The following is a 24,150-nucleotide window of genomic DNA, read 5'->3' as shown; positions in this document are numbered from 1 at the left end:
GACTTGGGTCCATAGTAGCTGGGAGTTGTCAGAAGACTAAAAGTGCTCTTTTGGGACATATTGAAGCGATTGTGCGGAAGTTAGTCGCGCAATAAGCGCGCAATTTTTGCTTGCGGGACAAAGGTGTCACTTGTGTGGGTAATGCTTGCCTAACCTTGCTATATGCAACTATCACAATTTCCTTTGCGGACTCGGGCGCGTCTGGGAAATATGGATGTTCCTTCAGAACACCGACTCCGCCTGTATGAACTTGGAGTTCGCCCCGGAAGCGAATTCTTCATCGTCAACAAGGCTGCTTTCGGTGGCCTCGTCGTCAATATTGCTGGCGCGCGCGTCGCAGTTGATCGTCGCAGCGCCCGAGCGATCGAAGTGGAGGAAATCGCATGAGCTGCCCACACTGCTCACCCGCAGCCGAGGTCGCGGTACTCGACACGCCGAGCTCTAGCGGCGGGGAAACGACCATTGTCCTGGTCGGAAATCCGAACGTTGGAAAATCGACTCTTTTCAATGCAATTACCGGTTCCCGCCAGCACGTCGTTAATGCTCCCGGCACCACGGTTGAAATGAAGCGCGGCGTCTGGAAGGCACTTGGCGCCAACCTCATTGACCTTCCCGGAACGTACTCCTTGATTGCTTCCTCGCCCGACGAGCAGGTCGTCAGCGATACTCTCAGCGGCGCACCCGGGTCCTTCACTGATCCTCGGACCGGACGCAAGGTCGATCTTGCCGTTGTTCTGCTTGACGCAAGCGCAATGACGCGTTCGCTGTACCTGCTGGGGCAGGTCGCTCAAGCAGGGCACCCTGTTGTTGCAATTGCGACCATGGTTGATGTCTCTGAAAAGGACGGCCAGAAGTACCCCGTTGACAAACTCGCAGAGGAATTGGGAATCCCCGTTCTGGCCGTAGACCCGCGCCACTTGGATAACTCCGATCTCATCGAGGGCGTGATCCGCAATTCCTTGGCTCATCCGGCACGTCCGAAGGGCTTGCCTGTCAACGCTGCAGATGGAAGCTGCACCTGTGGATGCGGTGGACTCACCCAAGCGGATGAGCTCTTTGCCTGGGTTGACAAGGTTGAGACAGCAGTCGTCGGTGAGCCCCAGGGAGACCCGACCCTGTCCACCTCTGACAAGATCGACCGAGTCCTACTCAACCCCTGGTTGGGAATCCCGATCTTCTTTGTTCTTATGTGGTTCCTCTTCAAAGTCGCAGGCGAATGGGTCAGCCCCGTCCAAGACTTCTTCGACCACATTTTCTCCTCAACGGATGAAGGCTTCCCCTCTCTGGCAAACGGTATTACCTACCTCCTCACACTTGGGGGACTTCAAGACGGCTGGCTCCACAGCTTCCTCATCGGTGGTCTGTGCACTGGTTTGGGCGTGGTCTCTTCCTTCATCCCCCTGATGTTCATCATCTTCTTGATGATTTCCATCCTGGAAGACTCTGGCTACATGGCCCGCGCAGCCTTCCTTGGTGACCGCGTCATGCGTGCGATCGGTCTGGATGGCCGTGTGATTTTGCCGCTCATCATGGGATTCGGATGCAATCTGCCGTCACTGGCAGCAACGCGAACGCTTCCCAACACTGCCCAGCGAATCGTCACCACCATCATTACGCCCTATACCTCGTGCGCAGCGCGACTGACCATCTACTTGATGATCGCGCGGATTTTCTTCCCCGATAACGCTGGAACAGTGATCTTCTCGCTCTATGTTCTCTCGCTCATCATGGTGATCTTGGGTGCGCTTGTTCTCAAGCCCTTCTTCACGAAGAAGACCACGGACTCTCCACTGTTCCTGATACTTCCCGCCTACCAGGTTCCGCGCGTTTTCGTGATCTTGCGGACCACGTGGCTGCGTGCGTGGGCCTTCGTGAAGGGCGCAGGCAAGATCATCTTGGCCATGACCTTCGTCGTGTGGCTCATGGGTGCCATTCCGATGGCAGGAAACTACTCTTTCGCCGACTCGGAACTCCCAATGGAGGACTCCCTTTACGGGCGCACCGCTCAGGTGCTTGAGCCTGTCTTCAAACCCGCTGGTTTTGGTGAGTGGCACATGACCGGTGCTCTGATGACCGGTTTCGTTGCGAAGGAAACAGTGATCTCGTCGATCGTCACCTCCTACAACATGGATCCTGAAACAGAAGGTGGAGATGCCGAGGATGGCGGTGATGATCTTGGTTCACTGCCTCAGTTGGTGACTGAATCTTTCCAAAAGTCTGCGGGAGATGCGGCACCGGTCGCTGCCTACGCCTTCTTGGTCTTCGTCCTCACCTACACCCCGTGTATGGCGACGGTCGCCGAGCAGGTGCGTCAGATTGGCGGCAAACTCACAGCAGCGGCGGTTGGCGTCCAACTCGTCAGTGCGTGGGTCCTTGCCGTTGCCGTCTTCCAGATCGGACGCCTGATCCTGTGACTGCGTCATTTGTCTCCCCAGCCCAGCGTCTCAAAGAGGCGCTGGCACGGGGCTGCACTCTCGAGGCCGCCGCTCAGCGGGCGAAAGTATCGCTCGCCTTTGCGACCGTGGTCGTCGAAGATATGCAGCGCCGAGGCCAAGCCGCCAGTGCTCAGTCGCTGTGTGCTTCGGGCTTGGGTGCGTGCCACGGGAATAAGACTCCCGAGGTGATGCTTCACTGTTCGGGATGCCCTCTGGTCATCTAGTACCCGCCCGAGCTCAATCAACAAGAAGGCTCCCTGTCGACCTGCATGAAGCAGTGATCGACAGGGAGCCTTCTGATCAGCCGCTTTAGGCTTACTTCACCCCGGTGATTTCACCGTCAGTGGTCAGTTCGATGCGCTCTGCCGCTGGGTGAGCAGACAAACCCGGCATGGTCGACAAGGTTCCCGAGATCGCGTAGACGTAACCCGCACCCGCTGCAAGACGGACTTCACGGATTGGAAGCGTCCACCCGGTAGGAGCGCCCTTTGCTTGCGGATCGGCGCTCAGCGACATCGGAGTCTTAGCAACGACGACCTTCAAATTCCCATAACCCGCCTCTTGATATTCCTTGAGGCGCTTGGCTGCCGCTGGGGTGTAATCAACACCCGCAGCGCCGTACATCGCGGCGACCTTCGCGATCTTTTCTTTTAAGGAATCCTCATCTGCGTAGAGAGGATGGACTGCGGAAGGATCGGATTCTTCACACGCCGCGGCTACTTCACGTGCAAGCTCGCGCGCGCCCTCCCCGCCTTCGACAACGCCCAAGGAACGCGCCACGCGCACCCCGGCCTCGGCGCAGATCGCCTCGATCTCAGCCAACTCGGCCTCGTGATCGGTGGGGAAGACGTTAATGGCAACCACGGGGTTGAGGCCAAAACCGCGAACGATCTCGATGTGCTTGAGAAGGTTTGCACTTCCCACGCGCACCTCCTCAACATTTTCTTCCACCATTGCCTCAGGAAGAGCCTTTCCCGGGGCAAGCTTGTAGTGACCCGAGTGAGACTTGAGCGCGCGAACCGTCGTGACGATGACCGCACAGTCGGGGCGTAAGCCACCCAGAGGGCACTTGATGTTGAAGAAACGCTCGGCGCCCATATCTGCGCCGAATCCTGCTTCTGTCACAACGAAGTCGCTGTGCTGGCCGGCAAGAAGATCCGCGATCACCGAGGAACATCCCGTCGCAATATTTCCAAAGGGACCGGTGTGCACCAAAACGGGGCTTCCCTCGGTGGTGCGCAAAAGATTCGGGCTGAGCGCATCACGCAAAAGCGCCGCCATCGCTCCCGCGGCCTTGAGGTCCTCTGCGGTCACGTATTCTCCGGCCTCGTTTTGACCGATAACGATGCGGCCAAGGCGCTCACGCAGATCACGGTAAGAGGTCGCCAGGGACATGATGACCATGACTTCGCTGGCTGCAGTGATATCGAAAGAAGCTTGGCGAGTCACTCCGTCGATTGCCCCGCCCAGGCCGGTTACGACGTGGCGCAGAGAGCGATCATTGACGTCAAGGACGCGAGGCCACGTGATCGAACGCTCCTTGAGGTGCAGCTCATTTCCTTGGTGGAGGTGATTGTCAATCATTGCGGACAGGAGATTGTGTGCCGCGGTGATTGCGTGGAAGTCTCCGGTCAGGTGCAGATTCATCTTCTCGAATGGCAATACCTGGCTCTTACCGCTGCCCGCTGCTCCTCCTTTGACGCCGAAAGTCGGGCCCATTGAGGGCTGGCGAATAGTCAGGGTCGCGGAGGCACCTTCCAGGGCTAGACCCTGAACCAAGCCGATTGCGGTTGTCGTCTTGCCCTCGCCATAGGGGGTCGGGGAGGTAGCAGTGACAACGACATAGTGGGCACGCTGAGGGGCAGAGACATCGAGTGCCTCGAGATCGACCTTCGCAAGGTCAAAACCGTAGGGACGCAGGTGCTCGCTGGGGATTCCAGCTCGTTCGCCCAGCTCCACCAGTGGGGCCAATTTGGACGCAAAATCAGTTGCAACAGTGCTCATGGGGATAGCTTAAAGCACCGACTCTCTTGGGACCGGGCGGCCCAAGTGCTGGGAAAATGTTCCCTTACGGCGCTTTGTCCCCGGTGAGCCCAGCCTTTTCTATTACGGTGGTTTTGTGGCCGTAAATTTCTTTTCTCGATCGACGCAAGATTCCCCGCGGGAGCAGGAACAGTCCTCTTCCGAGATGCCGAGTGCACCCAGCGACCATGTTGTCCAAGAATGGCGTGCGCAATTGCGCCAAATTACCTCAGAAGAAGGCGGAAACGCTTTCCCGCGCTTGACCGTATCTGAGGCGCATCCCGGCGGTTTGGCTCAACTGTATGCGGGGCGGCCCACGAAACTCTCCAGCCTCATCCGAGAAAGCGCTGCGCACAAACGCGCCTTGGAGCGCGCGCGTTCCCTAGTTTCCTTCGCCCACGAAATGGCGATGCGCCACGGCGTCGCTCCCGTCCACATCGCGATCGGACACGCACAGTGGGGGGAAGACGAGGCCCGCACCAGCGCACCGGTTTTCTTGCGTCCCCTGCGCCTGAGTCTTGAAGGCGACGATGTCGTCATTACCTTGCGTCACGGGATGGAACTGTCGGCCGCATTCGAAGACGCACTCGCGGAAAAGAACGTCCACATCGACATGGACGAGGTCGCGCACCTGTCCACTCAGACCCACGGTTTCTCGGCCTCGGTTGTCTTGGACCACGCGCGTCAAGCTGCCTCGGTTCTGGAGAACTTTGATGTGCGCGAAGAACTGACCATTGGAATTTTTGAGCACCCGGCCGCACTTCTGCTTCGCGAGCTCGATCGTCCCGCTCACTTGATGAAGAATCGTATTATTCGCGCTCTGGCGGGGGATGCGGCTGCGCGCAGTGCCATTTCGGGGCCTCTTCCCGAATCAAACCCCAGTGACCGTGACCCCGATGAGGAACGCGGTGCCGGTGACCTGACGCCGAAGCAGCAAGACGTTGTCGAGGCCGTCGCGGATGGTCATTCCTTCATCGTTGATGCACCATCGGGAGCGGATGATGCTTCTTTGATCGCGGCGATTATTGCCGATAGCGCCGCGAATGGCCGCACGGTGGTCCATATTGCAGGATCGCCTTCGCGGACCTTGGCCGTGCACGGTCGCCTTCGCGACTTGGGCGTGGACGAGGCCGCGGTTCGTATCGACGGTTCTAACGCCTCTGATGCGACGCTGGGTCTTCAGCTCATTCATGCCTCGCAAGATCTGACCTCGGTTGAGGACAGCGCTGAGGTCGCAAAGATGCGCGCTCGTTTGCGTAGTGTTCGCCAGACGCTTTCGTCCTACACGACCTACCTGCATCGCCCCTTCAAGCAGTTTGGGGTCAGCGCATTTGATGCCCTCCAGGTTCTCACCGACCTGACGGCGACCAAGCCAGCGCCGCGTACTCGTGTGCGTTTGAGTGAAGAGATCCTCATTGAGATCGCTTCCGACCAAGGTGCGCGTGCCCGCGAACTTCTCCACGAGGCCTCGTCCTTGGGAGTGTTTTCGCGCAATGCGCAGGTGGGCCCGTGGAAGGGAATCGTCATTGGTTCCCAGGAGCAGGTTCCCGACGTCCTTGAGCGCGTGAATCGCCTTGCGAAGGAAACTTTGCCTGAGCTTCGTGTGCTGATTGCCTCTGTCGCGGGAGAGACGGGGATTTCTTCGGCGGTCAATATGCGTCAGTGGTACGACCAACTCGCTATGTTCGAGGGGGTTCGTGAGGTTCTCGACGTTTTCCAACCGCGGGTCTTTGAGCGTTCCGCTGCCGATATGGTCATTGCGACGGCCTCGAAGAAGTGGCGTCAAGAGCACGGTATTTCCATGCCCCGCTCACAGCGCGTCCGCTTGGTCAAGCAGGCGCAGGACATGCTGCGTCCGGGAAGCCATGTTGAGGACTTGCATCGTGCGCTGTTGACCGTTCAGGAGCGCCGCGATGTGTGGCGTCAGCACTGCGATAGCGACGGCTGGCCGAAGCTACCCTCGAACTTGGCTCAGGCCGCTGCCCTCACTGACGAGGTTGCCGAGGATCTCGCGCACCTGAACCCCATGTTCGTTACCGCTCATGGCGATCTGGAAATGATGCCAATCGTTGATTTGGCCAAGCTTTGCGAGCGCCTGAGTGCCGATCCTGAGGGCGGCTATGAATTGCCGCGTCGCGTCGCGGTCTTGAAAGAACTGGCCGAGTTGGGGCTGGAGCCTTTGACACGCGATCTTCGTGGCCGTCACGTTGATGACGACCAGCTGGACGCCGAACTCGATCTTGCGTGGTGGGCTTCCATCCTTGGTCTCATGCTGGCGACGGACTCTCGTTTGGGTGGCTTTGATCCTGCGGTCCTTGAGCAGGCTTTGACTGAAGGACGCGAACTGGATCGTCAGCAGGTCGCCTCCTTGGTTCCGCAAGTGATCTCACGCCTTCGCCGAGGCCGAACCCAAGCCGTTGCGAACGATCCTCAGGCTTTGAGCGCGCTTGAGTTAGCTGTCAATGACCAGCATGCGCTGACCTCGTTGTACGCGCAGTTCCCCTTGGCGTGGGACTTGATCCCGGCGGTCTTGACGGTTCCGACTCTTGTCCCGCAGATCTTGCCGGAGAATCATCAGGTCGATGTTGTCATCTTGGATGACGTTGATGCACTGCCTTTGGCGGAGCTTGTTCCGATCATTTCGCGTGCTTCTCAGGTCGTTCTTTTCGCTGATCTTGCTCAAGAACACGTCGATGATTCGGTTGCGGCTCTTTCCGAGGTTCTTCCGCACCTGCGCATGGAAGTACGCCCGACTCGTTTGAACGACCAGATGGCGCTCCTGCTTGCGCGTTACCGCGTTGATCACACGGGTGTTCCGGTTCCGTGGACTTCCGCCAGTGCTCCCGTAACAGCGATTTGGACCGAGGGGACGGGTATGCCGACCCCCGGTAGCGAGGCTGTTGAATCGACCGCGGTGGAAGTGGATGCCGTCGTCGAAGCTGTTCTCGAACATGCGACGACTACTCCTGAGCGTTCCCTCGCAGTGGTCGCCCTGAACTCGCAGCACGCGGAGAGGATCCGCAGCCAGCTCATGCGGACGATCGGCGCAGAGCCCGGCTTGGCCTCGTTCTTCGATCCCGCACGCGTGGAGCCCTTCGTGGTTGTCGACCCCGATGGTGCACGAGGCTTGGGCCGCGACCACATCATCATCGCTGTTGGTTTTGCGAAGACCCCGCACGGTCGCGTGATCCACCACTTCGGTGTCTTTTCTTCCCCCGCGGGTGCGGGCGCGATGGCCGATGTCTTGCGTTCGGTGCGCGGAGACCTCACCGTCGTGTCCTCGATTCGCCCCGAAGAAATCGATACGTCCCGCCTGTCCCAGCGTGGTGCGCTGATGCTCGTCGACCTCCTTGAGATTGCCCGAGGCCAATCCGGGGTTGGTATTGATTCGTGGCCTACCTTGGATATTGAACCCGATCGGCTGCTCATTGATCTTGCGGATCGACTCTACGGCCTCGGTCTTGAAGTCGTGGCAAACATTGGGATTCCCGGTGGATTGCGGATTCCGCTGGCGATCGGGCACCCCGAGGTGCCGGGGCGTCTACTCCTTGCGGTGCTCACCGATGATGACGAATATGTCGCGCAGCCCTCGCTGCGTGTGCGTGATCGCCTGTGGCCCGCGATGCTTGAAGCACAGGGCTGGAAGGTCCACATTGCCTTGTCGATGGCGGTGTTCATCGATCCAGCGAAGGAAACAGATCGAATCGTTCAGTTGGTTTTGGACGCCGTCGACGAGATCAACGGTCCCGCTGTTCCCGTGATGGAGCTTCCTGAGAATCCGGATGCTGAGTTCGGTGCGAGTGCTTCTGAGGATGCTGATCTAGCGCCTATGTCTGAAGAAGATGCAGCAGATGATCATGCTGGCGAGGCACGTCAGCGTCGCGATGAGTGGGTTGAAGATACTCAGGGTGGGGAGGGCGACCTTCTTGCAAGCGATATCGAGGCCGAGAGTGCACGCGGCGAGCGTCCTGCAATTGCTCGTGGGCTTCCCCTTGCTGCCTACAGCGATGATCAACTCGATGAGATCGCGCAGTGGGTTGCCTCTGATGGAGTAGAACGCAGCGAGGAAGAATCGGTCGATGAGCTTTGGCACGCTCTCGGTCTGACGCGCCGTGGTGCCCAAACTGACGCTGTCTTGCGTCACGTTGTTCGTAGGAATACGAGCGCAAAGTAATAGGGCAGCTGAAGAATGAGTGAAACCGGTCAGGGGAGTGCGCGGCGGCGAGTACGCAGGCGTGTGCTCTACGTCAACGAGGTGGATGTGCGCTTGAGCGACCAGGGGATCCCCACTTCTCTTGAGGAGCGGGTGAGTGATCAGGAGCGGCAAGACGCCGCTGATAAGGCTCATCTTGTTGGCGAAGCTGATCAGTCGAATACTCGGCGGTTGAAAGAGAACGTGCCTCCGCACGCGCAAGCACGGATCTAAGCGGCGCTGTTGAGTATAAAAACGGTGGTGGCAACCAAATGGTTGCCACCACCGTGACGTTTTCAGGCAAACAATCAGTTGTTGTTCTGAGCCTTAAGCAGGTCGCGGATCTCCGAGAGCAGCTGAACATCTTCGCTGACCTCGGGGGTCTCCGCATCTTCTTCCTTCTTGCGGCGAGCTGCCAGCGCGTTCATCGGCAAGACGATGAAGAAGTACAGAGCGAAGGCAACGAGCAGGAAGTTCACGAGCGCAGTGATGACGGTACCGGGCTTAACGGTTGCTGTGCCAACGGCGAAGTGGAAGACATCATCGAAGTTCTGCTCGCCAAAAAGACCACCGATGAGGGGGTTGATGACGTTGGTGACCAGTGCGGTGACGACTGCGGTGAAGGCAGCACCGATCACCATGCCGACGGCAAGATCAATGGCGTTTCCGCGGGAAATGAATTCCTTGAAGCCCTTAAGCATGGATTTCTCCTTGAGTTGTATTTTCAGCTCTGAGTCCAGCAGGTTTCACCGAACTCGCACGTGTTGCGTGACGCGTATGCGTCAACCAAGGAAAAAGCCTAGCGAGAAAAAGAATGCCGAGGGAAGCCCTAAACAAGCAGTTTTCCTCACAAAATGCGGCACTGTTTTGCAGGAGTTACTCATTGCGCTTTCAGATTAATAAAACGTGTGGGCGTGAGAACCCCATCGACGGCCATGTCGTGTGCTTCACGGGGAAGTAGGTCTCCCATATATTCCCAGTCAAAAACGCAAGCAATTACGGGAGTCTTTGCGGATATGAACCGCAGAGCACGGTCGTACCACCCGCCCCCTTGTCCCAGCCGAGTCCCCGCGCGGTCGACTGCAAGCCCCGCCACCAAAACGACTGATGCGGTAGCAATGGCCTCGGGCCCGCGAAGCTCAGCGGTACTTTGCGACGGAAAAAGAGGATTGGGGCGAATGAGCGAATTCTCTTCTGTGTGGAGTGACCACGCCACTTCTTTCAGAAGGCGCCCATCACTCTGACATAAAACGGGTAGGAGAATCGGATTGTGCGCGCCCACAATGCCGGTGACATCCGGTTCTTTCTCCATGGGGTAGAAAGCTGCAACTGGGTGTTGGGGACTTGGGTGAAGATCGAATTCAGTCAGTGCCCGTTGCCAATTACGCAACAAATGTTCACCTTCGTGCGCGCGGCCTCGCTGATCACAATACGCGTCGCGGCGGGCGCGAATCTTGCGGCGAATTGAGTCTTTATGCACGGTAATGTCGCTCATGCGCCCTTTCCTCCGCTACTGTGGTCATCATGACAGATCGAAATGTACCTGTGCGTCACGCGGTCGTCCCGGCCGCCGGACGCGGCACCCGTTTCCTGCCGATCACAAAGTCTGTGCCCAAGGAAATGCTGCCTGTTGTTGACCGCCCTTCAATTGAATATATCGCTCGTGAGGCAACGGATGCCGGCATCGAGGATATGCTCTTCGTTACTCGAACCGGTAAGGAATCCATCGAAGCCTACTTCGATGCCGATCCCGGCCTCGAGCATGAACTGGAGAAGGCAGGCAAGGATGAACTTCTTGCCCTGTCTCGTGAATACCTCCAGCTTGCGCGCATGCACTCCGTGCGTCAGGGACACCCCCTGGGATTGGGACATGCAGTTTTGCAGGCTCGCCAGCATGTCGGTGATGCTCCCTTTGCTGTGATGCTTCCCGATGACCTCATGCACCCCAACTCCACCTTGCTCAAGCACATGATCGATGTGCGCCACGCTCTGGGCGGTTCGGTTGTTGCCCTTCTGCGTGTGACTCCCGAGCAGGCGACGGCATACGCCTCGACCTCGGTCACCCCCCTGGCGATCCCCGAGGGCGTCTCCCTCAACGAGGGTGAGCTCATGCGCATCGACCGCGTTGTCGAGAAGCCCCCGCTCGAAGAAGTCATGAGCGAATACGCAGTTGTCGGCCGCTACGTCTTCGACCCCGCAATCTTCGAAGAGCTCACAAAGATTGAGCCCGGTCGCGGCGGCGAATACCAGTTGACCGACGGTTTTGCCCGACTGATCGATCGCGATCCGGCAGATGGCGGCGGGCTGTACGGCGTTGTCGTCAACGATCGCCGCTTCGACACTGGCGACAAGCTGGGCTACCTCGAGGCCAACATTGCCTTGGCTTTGGAAGATCCTAAGCTTGGCCCGCAGCTCGCGGACTTCCTTGTCCACGAGGCTGGATCGCAGATCAAGGATCGCCTCGCGAAGGTTCTGGGTCTGTAATGCGCTCGGTCGCTGACTTCTATCAAGACTGTATTTCCGCTGTCGGGCAGCAACCCCCTCTGGATGTTCAACTCCCTGATGCGGTGGGTTGCGTCCTAGCAGAGGACGTCCAAGCTCCTTTCAATCTCCCGGTTGCAGATCTTGCCGCATGCGATGGCTATGCGGTTGCTGCTGCCGATCTCGAAGGTGCTCGCCCGGACGCCCCGGTTGTTTTACCGGTGACGGAAGAAATCCGCGCGGGAGATATTCACCCCGCAGCCCTCATTCGCGGTCGCGCAATCCGAATCGCTTCGGGTGCGCCCATGCCGCAGGGCGCGGATGCAGTTCTTGCTCTGGAATTCAGCGACCACGGTGTCGCTAAGGTTTCCGCGAAGACTCAGCCTGCGGTGGGCGAAAATATCCGCCGCAAAGCTGAGGACGTGGAAGAAGGAACCGTTGTTCTCCGTTCGGGAACCCGCGTGGGAGCACGTCAGGTTGCTCTTCTTGCCGGCGTTGGTCGTTCCCGCGTTCTGGTTCACCCGCGTCCCCGCGTGGTGATTTTGTCGATCGGTGACGAAATCGTTGAACCGGGACGCGAGGCGCGTCCGGGAACGGTTTTTGACGCCAATGGTCACGCGCTCTCAACGGCTATTGCTGACGCGGGAGCCCAGACTTTCCGCGTGTCTGCGGTACCCGACGAGCGCTCGGTCCTGCGTGAAACGATCGAAGACCAGTTGGTGCGTGCTGACCTGATTTTGACGACCGGAGGTATTTCTTACGGCAGTGGCGATACTGTGCGCGAAGTTCTCTCCGCACTGGGCACGGTTCGCTTTGATTCCGTTGCGGCTTGGCCCGGGCACATCCTCGGTGTTGGCACCGTTGGTGGAGATGACCAGGGCCGTGCGGGAACGCCTATTTTCTGCCTCCCTGGTGACCCGGTTTCTGCCCAGGTGTGTTTCGAGGTCTATGTGCGTCCCGCTCTGCGTCACATGCAGGGTTGGACTGTGCTCAATCGTCCCAGCGTTCAAGCGCGGGTGGACCGCTCCTGGTATTCGCCTCGCGGACGCCGTGAATTTGTGCGCGTGCGCCTGGTGGGCGACCCCCACAGTGGCTATCAGGCGAAGGTTATGGGAGCCCCGGCCTCGTTGCTGCTGTCTGCATTGGCGGACTCCAACGCTCTCGCGGTTGTCCCCGAAGACGTGACGAATGTGCGCGTTGGGGATACCCTGCGCTGCATGGTTTTGGACTAATAGGGACCGCAGATGAATCTGCGTTCGCTTTTTACGCCGACTCAGGTGTGGGGCCGCGACCCTTCATTTTTCAGCGTCCAGATTTCGGATCCGGTCGAAGAGGGCTTTCTCCATGAGAATCCTGATGCTCCTCACCGGCCAAAAATCGCGACGATTCGCCCCTTGTTGGGGCACGACCATTCACGCGTCGATACGGTGCGTCGCGCCAACGCCCCCTGGCTTACCCCGTGGGATGCGACATTGCCCGCGGGTGCGCGCGAAGAACTGCCGACACTTTGGGAGTACATGCGTCGCGCGGACCGTGACCAGCGCGAGGGACATTCCTTGATCTTGATGCCCGAATTCGATGGGCGCCCGGTTGGTCAATTCACGCTGTCTCAGGTCCAGTGGGGAGCCATGAGCCAGGGTGTTCTCGGGTATTGGGTTGCGCAGGAAGCATCGCGTATGGGTCTTGCTTCTTTGGTGGTCTCCTACATGATGGACCTCGTGATTGGAGAATTGGGGCTGCACCGCATTGAGGTCAATGTGCGCCCTGAAAATGAGCGTTCCTTGGGTCTGTGTCGCAAATTAGGTTTGCGTGAAGAGGGCTATCGCGAGCGCTATATGAACATCGCTGGGCAGTGGGCCGACCATGTGAGTTTTGCGATGGATGCTGAATCTCTTCCCGAAGGTGGCATGCTCACTTCCCTGTATGGGAAAGGTCTTCGCTAGCCAATAATGGGGCAGGTGTGACAACTGTGAATGGTGTTGCGATCTTCAGGATTTCTTCTGCTATCGATTAAAGACACGCGCCCGCACTAGCCGCTGATTGTAGCTCCGACGTTTTAGCGTGGGGGAGTGGTGTATGGCGGAGTTTTAGTTGCGATAGCAGTCCTTGTGAGCGTAGCGACCCTTCCATACCTCATTGCTCGTCGAAGCGCGATGATGCAGTCCCGAGAGAACGATCGGTTCTCTCCCAGCTTGCGTCTCGTCGAATCGACTAGCGTCACTTCTATCGATCATTGCGCCTCCGAGTCGCCCAGACTTCTCAGTGGCACACGTCCCGTTCAACGAAGGAGCTCACCAGTGGCACACAATGCTCCAGTCATTTCCGTCGAGGCCGCTCGTGCGCGCAGCCGCGGAGTGCGTGAGATTTCTGCGTTACGTGCGCGTCGTGCCGCTCGCTTGAGTGCCGAGGCCGCAGCCGCCAGGCGCCGCATGCTCCTTGTTGCGGTGGCGGGGCTTGCGACTCTGATTCTCGCAGGTTCAGCGGCTGCGACATCACTGTCGTGGATCTGGCCCGTTCTTCCTTTTGCTCTGGGGCTTGCGACGATTGCTTTCTCGCGCGCATGTGCTGTGCGTTCCCAGCGGATGAGCGAAGAAGAAGTAGCCCAGCTTCACCGTCTGCGCGATCAGCTTTCGCGTTCGACAACTGAGGCCAAGGTAACCGTTCAGGCCGAAGCTGTGGAAGCCAAGCAAGTTGCTGAGGCTGAAGCTTCCGATTCGCTTGAGTCCGAGGAACCCGCCGTCGAAGTACCTGCGGAAGCTTCGGCACAGGAAAGCACCGACGCCCAAGTGAGCGTGGCCTCGGAAATTCAAGAAGAGGTTCCCGCACCGGTTGAGCGCCGCACATGGACGCCGGCAGTGATCCCTGCACCGACCTATGCAATGCGTGCTCGTTTGAGTGGTCGAATTGTCCACCCCGATACGGATATCCGGGGAATTCCACGAGTGGATGCTCGTATCCCTGCTCGTCCCATTGCGGCTGGTCCTGTGGCGCAGGATGCGCGTTCGACTGAAGAAGTTGTTGCCTTCGAATCGGTCGTGCTGGACGTCGAGGCCGCACTGGATTCTCGCATCGCGCAGTAGTCGTGCCATGGGGCTCTTCCTGGGCTCCGTTTGGCCAATTGGACTTCTCCCGCTATGATGGTGAGGTCCTTGGGGCTATGGCGCAGTTGGTAGCGCGTCTCGTTCGCAATGAGAAGGTCAGGGGTTCGAATCCCCTTAGCTCCACAAGTTGGGCCGGGTTTTAAACCCGGCCCTTTTTGTATGTGCCATGCGAGTGTGTTCAGCTGTGATGCAAGATGCTGGTCGGCTCGCTAATGCTGATAAAAAGTCTCGGCCGCCTCCTGAGGAAGCGGCCGAGACCCTGACTAATTTCGAGAGCGTGGAATCAGTCCTGCCAGTAATCCAACTTCTGGGTGATTCCAATGGTGGAAGCCCGGAAGCTGGGGTTAAGTCCCTGCTTGCGCTGCATCTGGTAGTCCTTTGCGCATCGGATGGCCTTATTGCCCAAGATCACGATGACGGGCAGGTTAATGAGGGCCATCAACCCCATGAGGATGTCGCCGATGTTCCATGCGACCGAGAACTCCAGTAGTGCGCCAGCGAAAACCAGCAACGAGGCCACCGCGCGGAAGATCGTCAGGACCCAGTGCGGGGTTGGCTTGTCGCCAAAGAGGAAGCGCAGGTTCACCTCGGCGTAGTAGAAGTTGCCGACCAGGGTGGTGAAGCCGAAGAGCAAGAGGGCGAAGGTCGTGAAGGGGCCTGCGAAGGAACCGATTGTCGTCGCCATTGCGTTTTGGACCAGCGGTGCGCCCGTGACGTCTCCTGTGAGTTCGATATTCGAGGAGAGGATGACGAATGCGGTGATGGTGCAGATGATCATCGTGTCGATGAAGACCGAGAGCATCTGGACGAGGCCCTGTTTGACGGGGTGGGAAACCGAAGCGGAAGCCGCGGCGTTGGGGGCAGAACCGACACCGGCCTCGTTCGAGTACAAACCACGCTTAATACCGAGCATGACGGCGGAGCCAGCGAAGCCGGAGAAGATCGCCTTGAAATCGAAGGCGCTAGCGAAGATTGATTCGAACATCGTGGGGATGTTGCGCCAATTCAATGCGATGACGACGATGCCGACGCTCAGGTAGACGATGGCCATGATCGGCACGAGGATGCCGGTGATGTCAGAGAGGCGACGAGTTCCGCCGAAGATCGAGCCGGCCATGGCCAGGCCGAGCAGTCCACCAATGATGTAAGGCGTGTAGCTGGCGTTGTACCAGCTGTATGCGCTGAAAGCCTGATTCACGTTGAAGGAAGCGAGGAGGTTGAATCCGCCCATGTAGGTGACGATCAGTGCAACGGCGAAGATGATTGCGAGGGTCTTGCTGCGCAGTGCGTCCTTGATGTAGTACGCGGGGCCACCGAAAGAGTGGCCGTGCGGGGAACGGCGCTTGTAGATCTGTGCGAGCGTTGATTCGATAAAAGCTGATGCGGCACCGATGGTTGCGATGACCCACATCCAGAAGACCGCGCCTGCCCCGCCCAGTGCGATTGCAGTTGCGACACCCGCGATGTTGCCGACGCCCACTCGCGAGGCCGTAGAGACCATGAGTGCGCGGAATGACGAGAAATCGCTTCCCTCCTCGGGCTTTTCCATGACGACGCGAATTGATTCGCCGAACATGCGCAGGGGGAGGGCCTTGGTACGGATAAAGAAGTACAAGCCCACACCGATCAGGAGAATGATCAGGATGTAGCTATACAGCGCAGTAGATATCGCATCCAAAATCGCCGACATGAGAACTCCTCGAACTATCTAAAAGCGCAGCACCAAGCCGTTTTCTGGCCTTGCGTAGGCGCTACGAACTGAATGAGATAAGGGTATAGCAAAGGTAAAGAAATAGCAATGCCGGTAAAACTTCGTTCAATAAAATTGAGGTGTGTGCTGGTTCACGTGGTTTTGGTTTGACGTGGGGGGTGGTGGGTGTGTAGATTTTTCTCTTGTCGCCGCGGCCTTGGTGCTGTGGTGGTGGCCTTCTTTCTTGGCTTTTCCTGCTGGTTTTGGTGGGTTTGGTTGGGAGATGTGGGGGTGTTGTTTGTGAACTCGATAGTGTGTTTGTTTTTTGTTTTTATGCCTGTTTTTTGTTTTTGAGTATTTTTTTGGTTGGGATTGCTTGCCATGTTTTGTGGTGGGTTTTCCGGGCTTATTGTTTTTACAGTTTTGTTCGGAGAGTTTGATCCTGGCTCAGGACGAACGCTGGCGGCGTGCTTAACACATGCAAGTCGAACGCTGAAGGCTCAGCTTGCTGGGCTGGATGAGTGGCGAACGGGTGAGTAACACGTGAGTAACCTGCCCTCTTCTTTGGGATAACGGTCGGAAACGGCTGCTAATACCGGGTATTCACTGTCCTTCGCATGGGGGGTGGTGGAAAGGTTTTTTCTGGTGGGGGATGGGCTCGCGGCCTATCAGCTTGTTGGTGGGGTGATGGCTTACCAAGGCTTTGACGGGTAACCGGCCTGAGAGGGTGACCGGTCACATTGGGACTGAGATACGGCCCAGACTCCTACGGGAGGCAGCAGTGGGGAATATTGCACAATGGGCGAAAGCCTGATGCAGCGACGCCGCGTGAGGGATGGAGGCCTTCGGGTTGTAAACCTCTTTCGCTCATGGTCAAGCCGCAACTCAAGGTTGTGGTGAGGGTAGTGGGTAAAGAAGCACCGGCTAACTACGTGCCAGCAGCCGCGGTAATACGTAGGGTGCGAGCGTTGTCCGGAATTATTGGGCGTAAAGGGCTTGTAGGCGGTTTGTCGCGTCTGCCGTGAAATCCTCTGGCTTAACTGGGGGCGTGCGGTGGGTACGGGCAGACTTGAGTGCGGTAGGGGAGACTGGAACTCCTGGTGTAGCGGTGGAATGCGCAGATATCAGGAAGAACACCGGTGGCGAAGGCGGGTCTCTGGGCCGTTACTGACGCTGAGGAGCGAAAGCGTGGGGAGCGAACAGGATTAGATACCCTGGTAGTCCACGCTGTAAACGTTGGGCACTAGGTGTGGGGGCCACCCGTGGTTTCTGCGCCGTAGCTAACGCTTTAAGTGCCCCGCCTGGGGAGTACGGCCGCAAGGCTAAAACTCAAAGGAATTGACGGGGGCCCGCACAAGCGGCGGAGCATGCGGATTAATTCGATGCAACGCGAAGAACCTTACCAAGGCTTGACATGCACGGCGGCACTGCAGAGATGTGGTGGCATTTAGTTGGTCGTGTGCAGGTGGTGCATGGTTGTCGTCAGCTCGTGTCGTGAGATGTTGGGTTAAGTCCCGCAACGAGCGCAACCCTTGCCCTATGTTGCCAGCACGTTATGGTGGGGACTCGTGGGGGACTGCCGGGGTTAACTCGGAGGAAGGTGGGGATGACGTCAAATCATCATGCCCCTTATGTCTTGGGCTTCACGCATGCTACAATGGCTGGTACAGAGGGTTGCGATACTGTGAGGTGGAGCGAATCCCTTAAAGCCGGTCTCAGTTCGGATTGGGGTCTGCAACTCGACCCCATGAAGGTGGAGTCGCTAGTAATCGCAGATCAGCAACGCTGCGGTGAATACGTTCTCGGGCCTTGTACACACCGCCCGTCACGTCACGAAAGTTGGTAACACCCGAAGCCCATGGCCTAACCGTTTGGGGGGAGTGGTCGAAGGTGGGATTGGCGATTGGGACGAAGTCGTAACAAGGTAGCCGTACCGGAAGGTGCGGCTGGATCACCTCCTTTCTAGGGAGCCCATTTGGGGGATGCATACGGCCTGGGGTTTTTTCGGGTTGTGTGTGTTTCTTGTGCCTGCATTAGGACGCTGCCCCTTTTGGGTGGTGGGTGTGGGTGCGTTTTTGGGTTGGGCATAAATTGTTGTGCAAGAGGCAAGCATGCTGTCGGGTTCACGTTCAACACCTGTTGGGCGAGTAGCCCACGACTGTTGGCACCGGGTTTTTTGGTGTTGGTGGTTGTGTGGTGTGTTGTTTGTGATCTGTATAGTGGTTGATGAGCATCTTTATTGCAATTGAAACCTGTTCTCTAAAATTTTTTTTGTTTTAGGGTTTTGTTTCTTTTATTGTTTTTTGTGTCTGTGGTTTTGTTTAGTTTTTGTGGGCATTCGGTGGATGCCTTGGCACTCAGAGCTGATGAAGGACGTGGCGGTCTGCGATATGCCTTAGGGAGTTGACGAGCGAGCGTTGATCTAAGGATTTCCGAATGGGGGAACCTAGCTGGTGTTATGGCCAGTTACCATCACTTGAATGAAATAGGGTGGTGGGGGGAACGCGGGGAAGTGAAACATCTCAGTACCCGTAGGAGAAGATATTCCGTGAGTAGTGGCGAGCGAAAGCGGAGGAGGCTAAACCTTGTGCGTGTGATAGGCGGCGGCCGTTGCGCATGGGGTGTTGTGGGGCATGATCGTTCGCCTTCTGCCGGGGGTGGGCATGGTGTGTTGTTGGTGGTTGAACCTCTTGGGATGGGGGACCGTAGTGCGTGATAGTCGCGTAGGCCAGCCGGTGACATGTTGTGTGGGTTGTGTTCCCGAGTAGTGCGGGACTCGTGAAATCTCGTGTGAATCTGCCAGGACCACCTGGTAAGCCTAAATACTACTGAGTGACCGATAGTGCATAGTACCGTGAGGGAATGGTGAAAAGTACCCCGGGAGGGGAGTGAAATAGTACCTGAAACCGGATGCTTTTAAGCCGTCAGAGCCTTGTGGGGTGATGGCGTGCCTTTTGAAGAATGAGCCTGCGAGTCAGTGGCATGTGGCGTGCTTAACCCGTGTGGGGTATGCGTAGCGAAAGCGAGTCTGAAATATGGCGTTTGTCGCGTGTTCTGGACCCGAAGCGGGGTGATCTACCCATGGCCAGGTTGAAGCAAGGGTAAGACTTTGTGGAGGACCGAACCCACCAGGGTTGAAAACCTGGGGGATGAGCTGTGGGTAGGGGTGAAAGGCCAATCAAACTCCGTGATAGCTGGTTCTCCCCGAAATGCATTTAGGTGCAGCGTTGTGTGGTTCCTGTTGGAGGTAGAGCTACTGGATGGCCGATGGGCCCTGTGGGTTACTGACGTCAGCCAAACTCCGAATGCCAATAGGGTTGAGCATGGCAGTGAGACTGCGGGGGATAAGCTTCGTAGTCGAGAGGGAAACAGCCCAGATCATCAGCTAAGGCCCCTAAGTGTGCGCTAAGTGGGAAAGGATGTGGAGTCGCGGTGACAACCAGGAGGTTGGCTTAGAAGCAGCCATCCTTGAAAGAGTGCGTAATAGCTCACTGGTCAAGTGATTTCGCGCCGACAATGTAGCGGGGCTTAAGCGTACCGCCGAAGCTGTGGCAGCAACACATATAGCTGGCGTCATTGAATGATTGTTGGTGTGTTGTTGGGTAGGGGAGCGTCCTGCATGAGGTGAAGCCTGGGGGGAACCTCTGGTGGATTGTGTGGGAGTGAGAATGCAGGCATGAGTAGCGAATCTGCGGTGAGAATCCGCAGCGCCGATTGACTAAGGGTTCCAGGGCTAGGTTTATCCGCCCTGGGTTAGTCGGGTCCTAAGGCGAGGCCGACAGGCGTAGTCGATGGATAACCAGTTGATATTCTGGTACCGCCTAGCAACCGTCCAATACTGAGATCATCATGCTAACCAATTTTGCCGGCCAATACTCGTATCCTTCGGGGTGTGGGTGGAGGTTGGTCTTGGGACCCGGTGGTGGAGGTAAGCGTATTAACAGGGGTGACGCAGAAAGGTAGCTGCAGTGCGCCGGTGGTTTGGCGTATTTAAGGTTGTGGCCCGTCTTCTAGGTAAATCCGGGAGACACTGTGGGTGAGAACTGATGAGGGACGCACGTGTGTGTGGACTTGTGGTGATCCTATGCTGCCGAGAAAAGCCTCGACGCGAGGGGGCAAGGCGCCCGTACCCTAAACCGACTCAGGTGGTCAGGTAGAGTATACCGAGGCGTTCGAGTGAATCATGGTCAAGGAACTCGGCAAAATTCCTCCGTAACTTCGGGAGAAGGAGGACCCCTTAGCTTCCCAGCGCCGCGCGTGCTGGTGGGGCCGGGGGGTCGCAGAGAATAGGGAGAAGCGACTGTTTATCAAAAACACAGGTGCGTGCGAAGCCGTAAGGCGATGTATACGCACTGACGCCTGCCCGGTGCTGGAAGGTTAAGAGGAACCGTCAACGCCCCTTGGGGTGTGAAGCGGTGAATTTAAGCCCCAGTAAACGGCGGTGGTAACTATAACCATCCTAAGGTAGCGAAATTCCTTGTCGGGTAAGTTCCGACCTGCACGAATGGCGTAACGACTTCTCCGCTGTCTCGACCGTGAACTCGGCGAAATTGCAGTACGAGTAAAGATGCTCGTTTCGCGCAGAAGGACGGAAAGACCCCGGGACCTTTACTATAGCTTGGTATTGGTGTTCGCTTGTGCTTGTGTAGGATAGGTGGGAGACTGTGAAGCTGCGGCGCCAGCCGTGGTGGAGTCGTCGTTGAAATACCATTCTGGTTCAAGCGGTCACCTCAACCTTGGCCCGTGATCCGGGTTGGGGACAGTGCCTGGTGGGTAGTTTAACTGGGGCGGTTGCCTCCTAAAATGTAACGGAGGCGCTCAAAGGTTCCCTCAGCCTGGTTGGTAATCAGGTGGCGAGTGCAAGTGTACAAGGGAGCTTGACTGTGAGACCGACGGGTCGAGCAGGTGCGAAAGCAGGAACTAGTGATCCGGCCATGGCACGTGGGTGCGTGGTCGCTCAACGGATAAAAGGTACCCCGGGGATAACAGGCTGATCTTGCCCAAGAGTCCATATCGACGGCATGGTTTGGCACCTCGATGTCGGCTCGTCGCATCCTGGGGCTGGAGTTGGTCCCAAGGGTTGGGCTGTTCGCCCATTAAAGCGGTACGCGAGCTGGGTTCAGAACGTCGTGAGACAGTTCGGTCCCTATCCTCTGTGCGCGTAGGAAACTTGAAAAGGGCCGTCCCTAGTACGAGAGGACCGGGATGGACGAACCTCTGGTGTGCCAGTTGTACCGCCAGGTGCATGGCTGGTTGGCTACGTTCGGGAAAGATAACCGCTGAAAGCATCTAAGCGGGAAACTTGCTTTGAGATGAGGTTTCCACACCCCCCTGTGGGTGGAAGGCCCCCGGCAGACTACCGGGTTGATAGGCCAGAGGTGGAAGCACCGCGAGGTGCTCGTGAGCCGACTGGTACTAATGGGCCGACACTAAACACACATCAACCACAAACAGCTGAAAAGCTGTAAAAGGGGTTGACAGACACCATGAGAGTGCTCGTCAAACCACTATACGGATCACAACCAACACAAACCCCCACGCCGCACACACGCGCGGCACACACTGGGGGTATTCAAGAGANGCGCGCATGTGCTGTGCGTTCCCAGCGGATGAGCGAAGAAGAAGTAGCCCAGCTTCACCGTCTGCGCGATCAGCTTTCGCGTTCGACAACTGAGGCCAAGGTAACCGTTCAGGCCGAAGCTGTGGAAGCCAAGCAAGTTGCTGAGGCTGAAGCTTCCGATTCGCTTGAGTCCGAGGAACCCGCCGTCGAAGTACCTGCGGAAGCTTCGGCACAGGAAAGCACCGACGCCCAAGTGAGCGTGGCCTCGGAAATTCAAGAAGAGGTTCCCGCACCGGTTGAGCGCCGCACATGGACGCCGGCAGTGATCCCTGCACCGACCTATGCAATGCGTGCTCGTTTGAGTGGTCGAATTGTCCACCCCGATACGGATATCCGGGGAATTCCACGAGTGGATGCTCGTATCCCTGCTCGTCCCATTGCGGCTGGTCCTGTGGCGCAGGATGCGCGTTCGACTGAAGAAGTTGTTGCCTTCGAATCGGTCGTGCTGGACGTCGAGGCCGCACTGGATTCTCGCATCGCGCAGTAGTCGTGCCATGGGGCTCTTCCTGGGCTCCGTTTGGCCAATTGGACTTCTCCCGCTATGATGGTGAGGTCCTTGGGGCTATGGCGCAGTTGGTAGCGCGTCTCGTTCGCAATGAGAAGGTCAGGGGTTCGAATCCCCTTAGCTCCACAAGTTGGGCCGGGTTTTAAACCCGGCCCTTTTTGTATGTGCCATGCGAGTGTGTTCAGCTGTGATGCAAGATGCTGGTCGGCTCGCTAATGCTGATAAAAAGTCTCGGCCGCCTCCTGAGGAAGCGGCCGAGACCCTGACTAATTTCGAGAGCGTGGAATCAGTCCTGCCAGTAATCCAACTTCTGGGTGATTCCAATGGTGGAAGCCCGGAAGCTGGGGTTAAGTCCCTGCTTGCGCTGCATCTGGTAGTCCTTTGCGCATCGGATGGCCTTATTGCCCAAGATCACGATGACGGGCAGGTTAATGAGGGCCATCAACCCCATGAGGATGTCGCCGATGTTCCATGCGACCGAGAACTCCAGTAGTGCGCCAGCGAAAACCAGCAACGAGGCCACCGCGCGGAAGATCGTCAGGACCCAGTGCGGGGTTGGCTTGTCGCCAAAGAGGAAGCGCAGGTTCACCTCGGCGTAGTAGAAGTTGCCGACCAGGGTGGTGAAGCCGAAGAGCAAGAGGGCGAAGGTCGTGAAGGGGCCTGCGAAGGAACCGATTGTCGTCGCCATTGCGTTTTGGACCAGCGGTGCGCCCGTGACGTCTCCTGTGAGTTCGATATTCGAGGAGAGGATGACGAATGCGGTGATGGTGCAGATGATCATCGTGTCGATGAAGACCGAGAGCATCTGGACGAGGCCCTGTTTGACGGGGTGGGAAACCGAAGCGGAAGCCGCGGCGTTGGGGGCAGAACCGACACCGGCCTCGTTCGAGTACAAACCACGCTTAATACCGAGCATGACGGCGGAGCCAGCGAAGCCGGAGAAGATCGCCTTGAAATCGAAGGCGCTAGCGAAGATTGATTCGAACATCGTGGGGATGTTGCGCCAATTCAATGCGATGACGACGATGCCGACGCTCAGGTAGACGATGGCCATGATCGGCACGAGGATGCCGGTGATGTCAGAGAGGCGACGAGTTCCGCCGAAGATCGAGCCGGCCATGGCCAGGCCGAGCAGTCCACCAATGATGTAAGGCGTGTAGCTGGCGTTGTACCAGCTGTATGCGCTGAAAGCCTGATTCACGTTGAAGGAAGCGAGGAGGTTGAATCCGCCCATGTAGGTGACGATCAGTGCAACGGCGAAGATGATTGCGAGGGTCTTGCTGCGCAGTGCGTCCTTGATGTAGTACGCGGGGCCACCGAAAGAGTGGCCGTGCGGGGAACGGCGCTTGTAGATCTGTGCGAGCGTTGATTCGATAAAAGCTGATGCGGCACCGATGGTTGCGATGACCCACATCCAGAAGACCGCGCCTGCCCCGCCCAGTGCGATTGCAGTTGCGACACCCGCGATGTTGCCGACGCCCACTCGCGAGGCCGTAGAGACCATGAGTGCGCGGAATGACGAGAAATCGCTTCCCTCCTCGGGCTTTTCCATGACGACGCGAATTGATTCGCCGAACATGCGCAGGGGGAGGGCCTTGGTACGGATAAAGAAGTACAAGCCCACACCGATCAGGAGAATGATCAGGATGTAGCTATACAGCGCAGTAGATATCGCATCCAAAATCGCCGACATGAGAACTCCTCGAACTATCTAAAAGCGCAGCACCAAGCCGTTTTCTGGCCTTGCGTAGGCGCTACGAACTGAATGAGATAAGGGTATAGCAAAGGTAAAGAAATAGCAATGCCGGTAAAACTTCGTTCAATAAAATTGAGGTGTGTGCTGGTTCACGTGGTTTTGGTTTGACGTGGGGGGTGGTGGGTGTGTAGATTTTTCTCTTGTCGCCGCGGCCTTGGTGCTGTGGTGGTGGCCTTCTTTCTTGGCTTTTCCTGCTGGTTTTGGTGGGTTTGGTTGGGAGATGTGGGGGTGTTGTTTGTGAACTCGATAGTGTGTTTGTTTTTTGTTTTTATGCCTGTTTTTTGTTTTTGAGTATTTTTTTGGTTGGGATTGCTTGCCATGTTTTGTGGTGGGTTTTCCGGGCTTATT

Annotated in this window: 16 protein-coding genes, 2 tRNA genes and 2 rRNA genes; 14 read left to right on the top strand and 6 right to left on the bottom strand. The window is 57.4% G+C overall.

Translation table 11 applies throughout. The features are described 5' to 3' along the window. Positions 1–162: 162 nt before the first annotated feature. Genes BQ8011_RS00100 through BQ8011_RS00090 form a run of 3 tightly spaced genes read left to right on the top strand, consistent with a single transcriptional unit; the run spans position 163 to position 2,659 of the window. Positions 163–387: a FeoA family protein gene (locus tag BQ8011_RS00100; protein ID WP_072456451.1), complete on the top strand. Its 225-nt coding sequence runs from the start codon at positions 163–165 to the stop codon at positions 385–387. Continuing rightward, positions 384–2,414, top strand: a complete 2,031-nt coding sequence (feoB, locus tag BQ8011_RS00095) for a ferrous iron transport protein B (RefSeq protein ID WP_072456449.1) — start codon at positions 384–386, stop codon at positions 2,412–2,414. The genes BQ8011_RS00100 and feoB overlap by 4 nt, the downstream gene beginning before the upstream one ends. Further along, the gene (locus BQ8011_RS00090; protein WP_072456447.1) at positions 2,411–2,659 is read left to right on the top strand and encodes a hypothetical protein; all 249 of its coding nucleotides are present in this window, start codon (positions 2,411–2,413) and stop codon (positions 2,657–2,659) included. The genes feoB and BQ8011_RS00090 overlap by 4 nt, the downstream gene beginning before the upstream one ends. 91 nt (positions 2,660–2,750) lie before the next feature. Here BQ8011_RS00090 and BQ8011_RS00085 read toward each other — a convergent pair whose 3' ends face one another. Beyond that, complete coding sequence (locus BQ8011_RS00085) at positions 2,751–4,439, bottom strand: formate--tetrahydrofolate ligase (RefSeq protein ID WP_072456445.1); 1,689 nt, start codon at positions 4,437–4,439, stop codon at positions 2,751–2,753. A 115-nt stretch (positions 4,440–4,554) separates the two neighbouring features. On the opposite strand from BQ8011_RS00085, the gene BQ8011_RS00080 reads away from it, so the two are divergent. Both BQ8011_RS00080 and BQ8011_RS00075 read left to right on the top strand, forming a co-directional pair. After that, positions 4,555–8,631, top strand: coding sequence for a prevent-host-death family protein (locus tag BQ8011_RS00080; protein WP_072456444.1), 4,077 nt, complete (start codon positions 4,555–4,557; stop codon positions 8,629–8,631). A gap of 15 nt (positions 8,632–8,646) precedes the next feature. Further along, complete coding sequence (locus tag BQ8011_RS00075) at positions 8,647–8,883, top strand: hypothetical protein (protein ID WP_072456442.1); 237 nt, start codon at positions 8,647–8,649, stop codon at positions 8,881–8,883. A gap of 74 nt (positions 8,884–8,957) precedes the next feature. Here the strand turns inward: BQ8011_RS00075 and mscL are convergent, their stop codons facing one another. Both mscL and BQ8011_RS00065 read right to left on the bottom strand, forming a co-directional pair. Further along, entirely contained in the window at positions 8,958–9,350 is a 393-nt protein-coding gene (mscL, locus tag BQ8011_RS00070; protein WP_034502170.1) for a large conductance mechanosensitive channel protein MscL, read from the bottom strand. Between the two features lie 179 nt (positions 9,351–9,529). After that, positions 9,530–10,144 (bottom strand): 5-formyltetrahydrofolate cyclo-ligase, encoded by a 615-nt coding sequence (locus tag BQ8011_RS00065; RefSeq protein ID WP_231945315.1) that lies wholly within the window; start codon positions 10,142–10,144, stop codon positions 9,530–9,532. A gap of 29 nt (positions 10,145–10,173) precedes the next feature. On the opposite strand from BQ8011_RS00065, the gene BQ8011_RS00060 reads away from it, so the two are divergent. From BQ8011_RS00060 to BQ8011_RS00040, 5 genes are all read left to right on the top strand, one after another. Continuing rightward, on the top strand, positions 10,174–11,133 hold the full coding sequence (locus BQ8011_RS00060) for a UTP--glucose-1-phosphate uridylyltransferase (protein ID WP_072457777.1): 960 nt from the start codon (positions 10,174–10,176) through the stop codon (positions 11,131–11,133). Then, on the top strand, positions 11,133–12,362 hold the full coding sequence (locus tag BQ8011_RS00055) for a molybdopterin molybdotransferase MoeA (RefSeq protein ID WP_072456432.1): 1,230 nt from the start codon (positions 11,133–11,135) through the stop codon (positions 12,360–12,362). Before BQ8011_RS00060 ends, BQ8011_RS00055 begins: the two co-directional genes overlap by 1 nt. A gap of 12 nt (positions 12,363–12,374) precedes the next feature. Next, the gene (locus BQ8011_RS00050; protein WP_072456430.1) at positions 12,375–13,073 is read left to right on the top strand and encodes a GNAT family N-acetyltransferase; all 699 of its coding nucleotides are present in this window, start codon (positions 12,375–12,377) and stop codon (positions 13,071–13,073) included. Between the two features lie 354 nt (positions 13,074–13,427). Next, a complete protein-coding gene (locus BQ8011_RS00045; protein WP_231945314.1) occupies positions 13,428–14,210 on the top strand; it encodes a hypothetical protein in 783 nt (260 codons plus the stop codon). A 71-nt stretch (positions 14,211–14,281) separates the two neighbouring features. After that, a tRNA-Ala gene (locus BQ8011_RS00040) sits at positions 14,282–14,354 on the top strand. A gap of 160 nt (positions 14,355–14,514) precedes the next feature. Here the strand turns inward: BQ8011_RS00040 and BQ8011_RS00035 are convergent. Next, positions 14,515–15,921 (bottom strand): alanine/glycine:cation symporter family protein, encoded by a 1,407-nt coding sequence (locus BQ8011_RS00035; RefSeq protein WP_072456428.1) that lies wholly within the window; start codon positions 15,919–15,921, stop codon positions 14,515–14,517. 424 nt (positions 15,922–16,345) lie between these two features. On the opposite strand from BQ8011_RS00035, the gene BQ8011_RS00030 reads away from it, so the two are divergent. The 4 genes from BQ8011_RS00030 to BQ8011_RS00015 all read left to right on the top strand — a co-directional run bounded on the left by BQ8011_RS00030 (position 16,346) and on the right by BQ8011_RS00015 (position 22,172). Beyond that, positions 16,346–17,883: ribosomal RNA gene (locus BQ8011_RS00030) — 16S ribosomal RNA — on the top strand. A gap of 356 nt (positions 17,884–18,239) precedes the next feature. Beyond that, a 23S ribosomal RNA gene (locus tag BQ8011_RS00025) occupies positions 18,240–21,359 on the top strand. Together the 16S and 23S rRNA genes form the textbook arrangement of a ribosomal RNA operon. Positions 21,360–21,530: 171 nt before the next feature. Next, positions 21,531–22,028 (top strand): hypothetical protein, encoded by a 498-nt coding sequence (locus BQ8011_RS00020; protein WP_077209652.1) that lies wholly within the window; start codon positions 21,531–21,533, stop codon positions 22,026–22,028. A gap of 71 nt (positions 22,029–22,099) precedes the next feature. Next, positions 22,100–22,172 (top strand) — tRNA-Ala (locus BQ8011_RS00015). A 160-nt stretch (positions 22,173–22,332) separates the two neighbouring features. Here BQ8011_RS00015 and BQ8011_RS00010 read toward each other — a convergent pair. Beyond that, positions 22,333–23,739 carry an alanine/glycine:cation symporter family protein gene (locus BQ8011_RS00010; protein WP_072456428.1) on the bottom strand — a complete coding sequence of 469 codons (1,407 nt, stop codon included), beginning with the start codon at positions 23,737–23,739 and terminating at the stop codon, positions 22,333–22,335. A gap of 152 nt (positions 23,740–23,891) precedes the next feature. Continuing rightward, a partial coding sequence (locus tag BQ8011_RS09080) for a hypothetical protein (protein WP_234952134.1) occupies positions 23,892–24,150 on the bottom strand: 259 nt, incomplete at its 5' end.

The organism is Actinomyces marseillensis, from assembly GCF_900155605.1.
Taxonomy (GTDB): Bacteria; Actinomycetota; Actinomycetes; order Actinomycetales; family Actinomycetaceae; genus Pauljensenia; species Pauljensenia marseillensis.
Note: the sequence above shows the minus strand (reverse complement) of the source record. Positions and strands in the feature narration are given on the sequence as shown.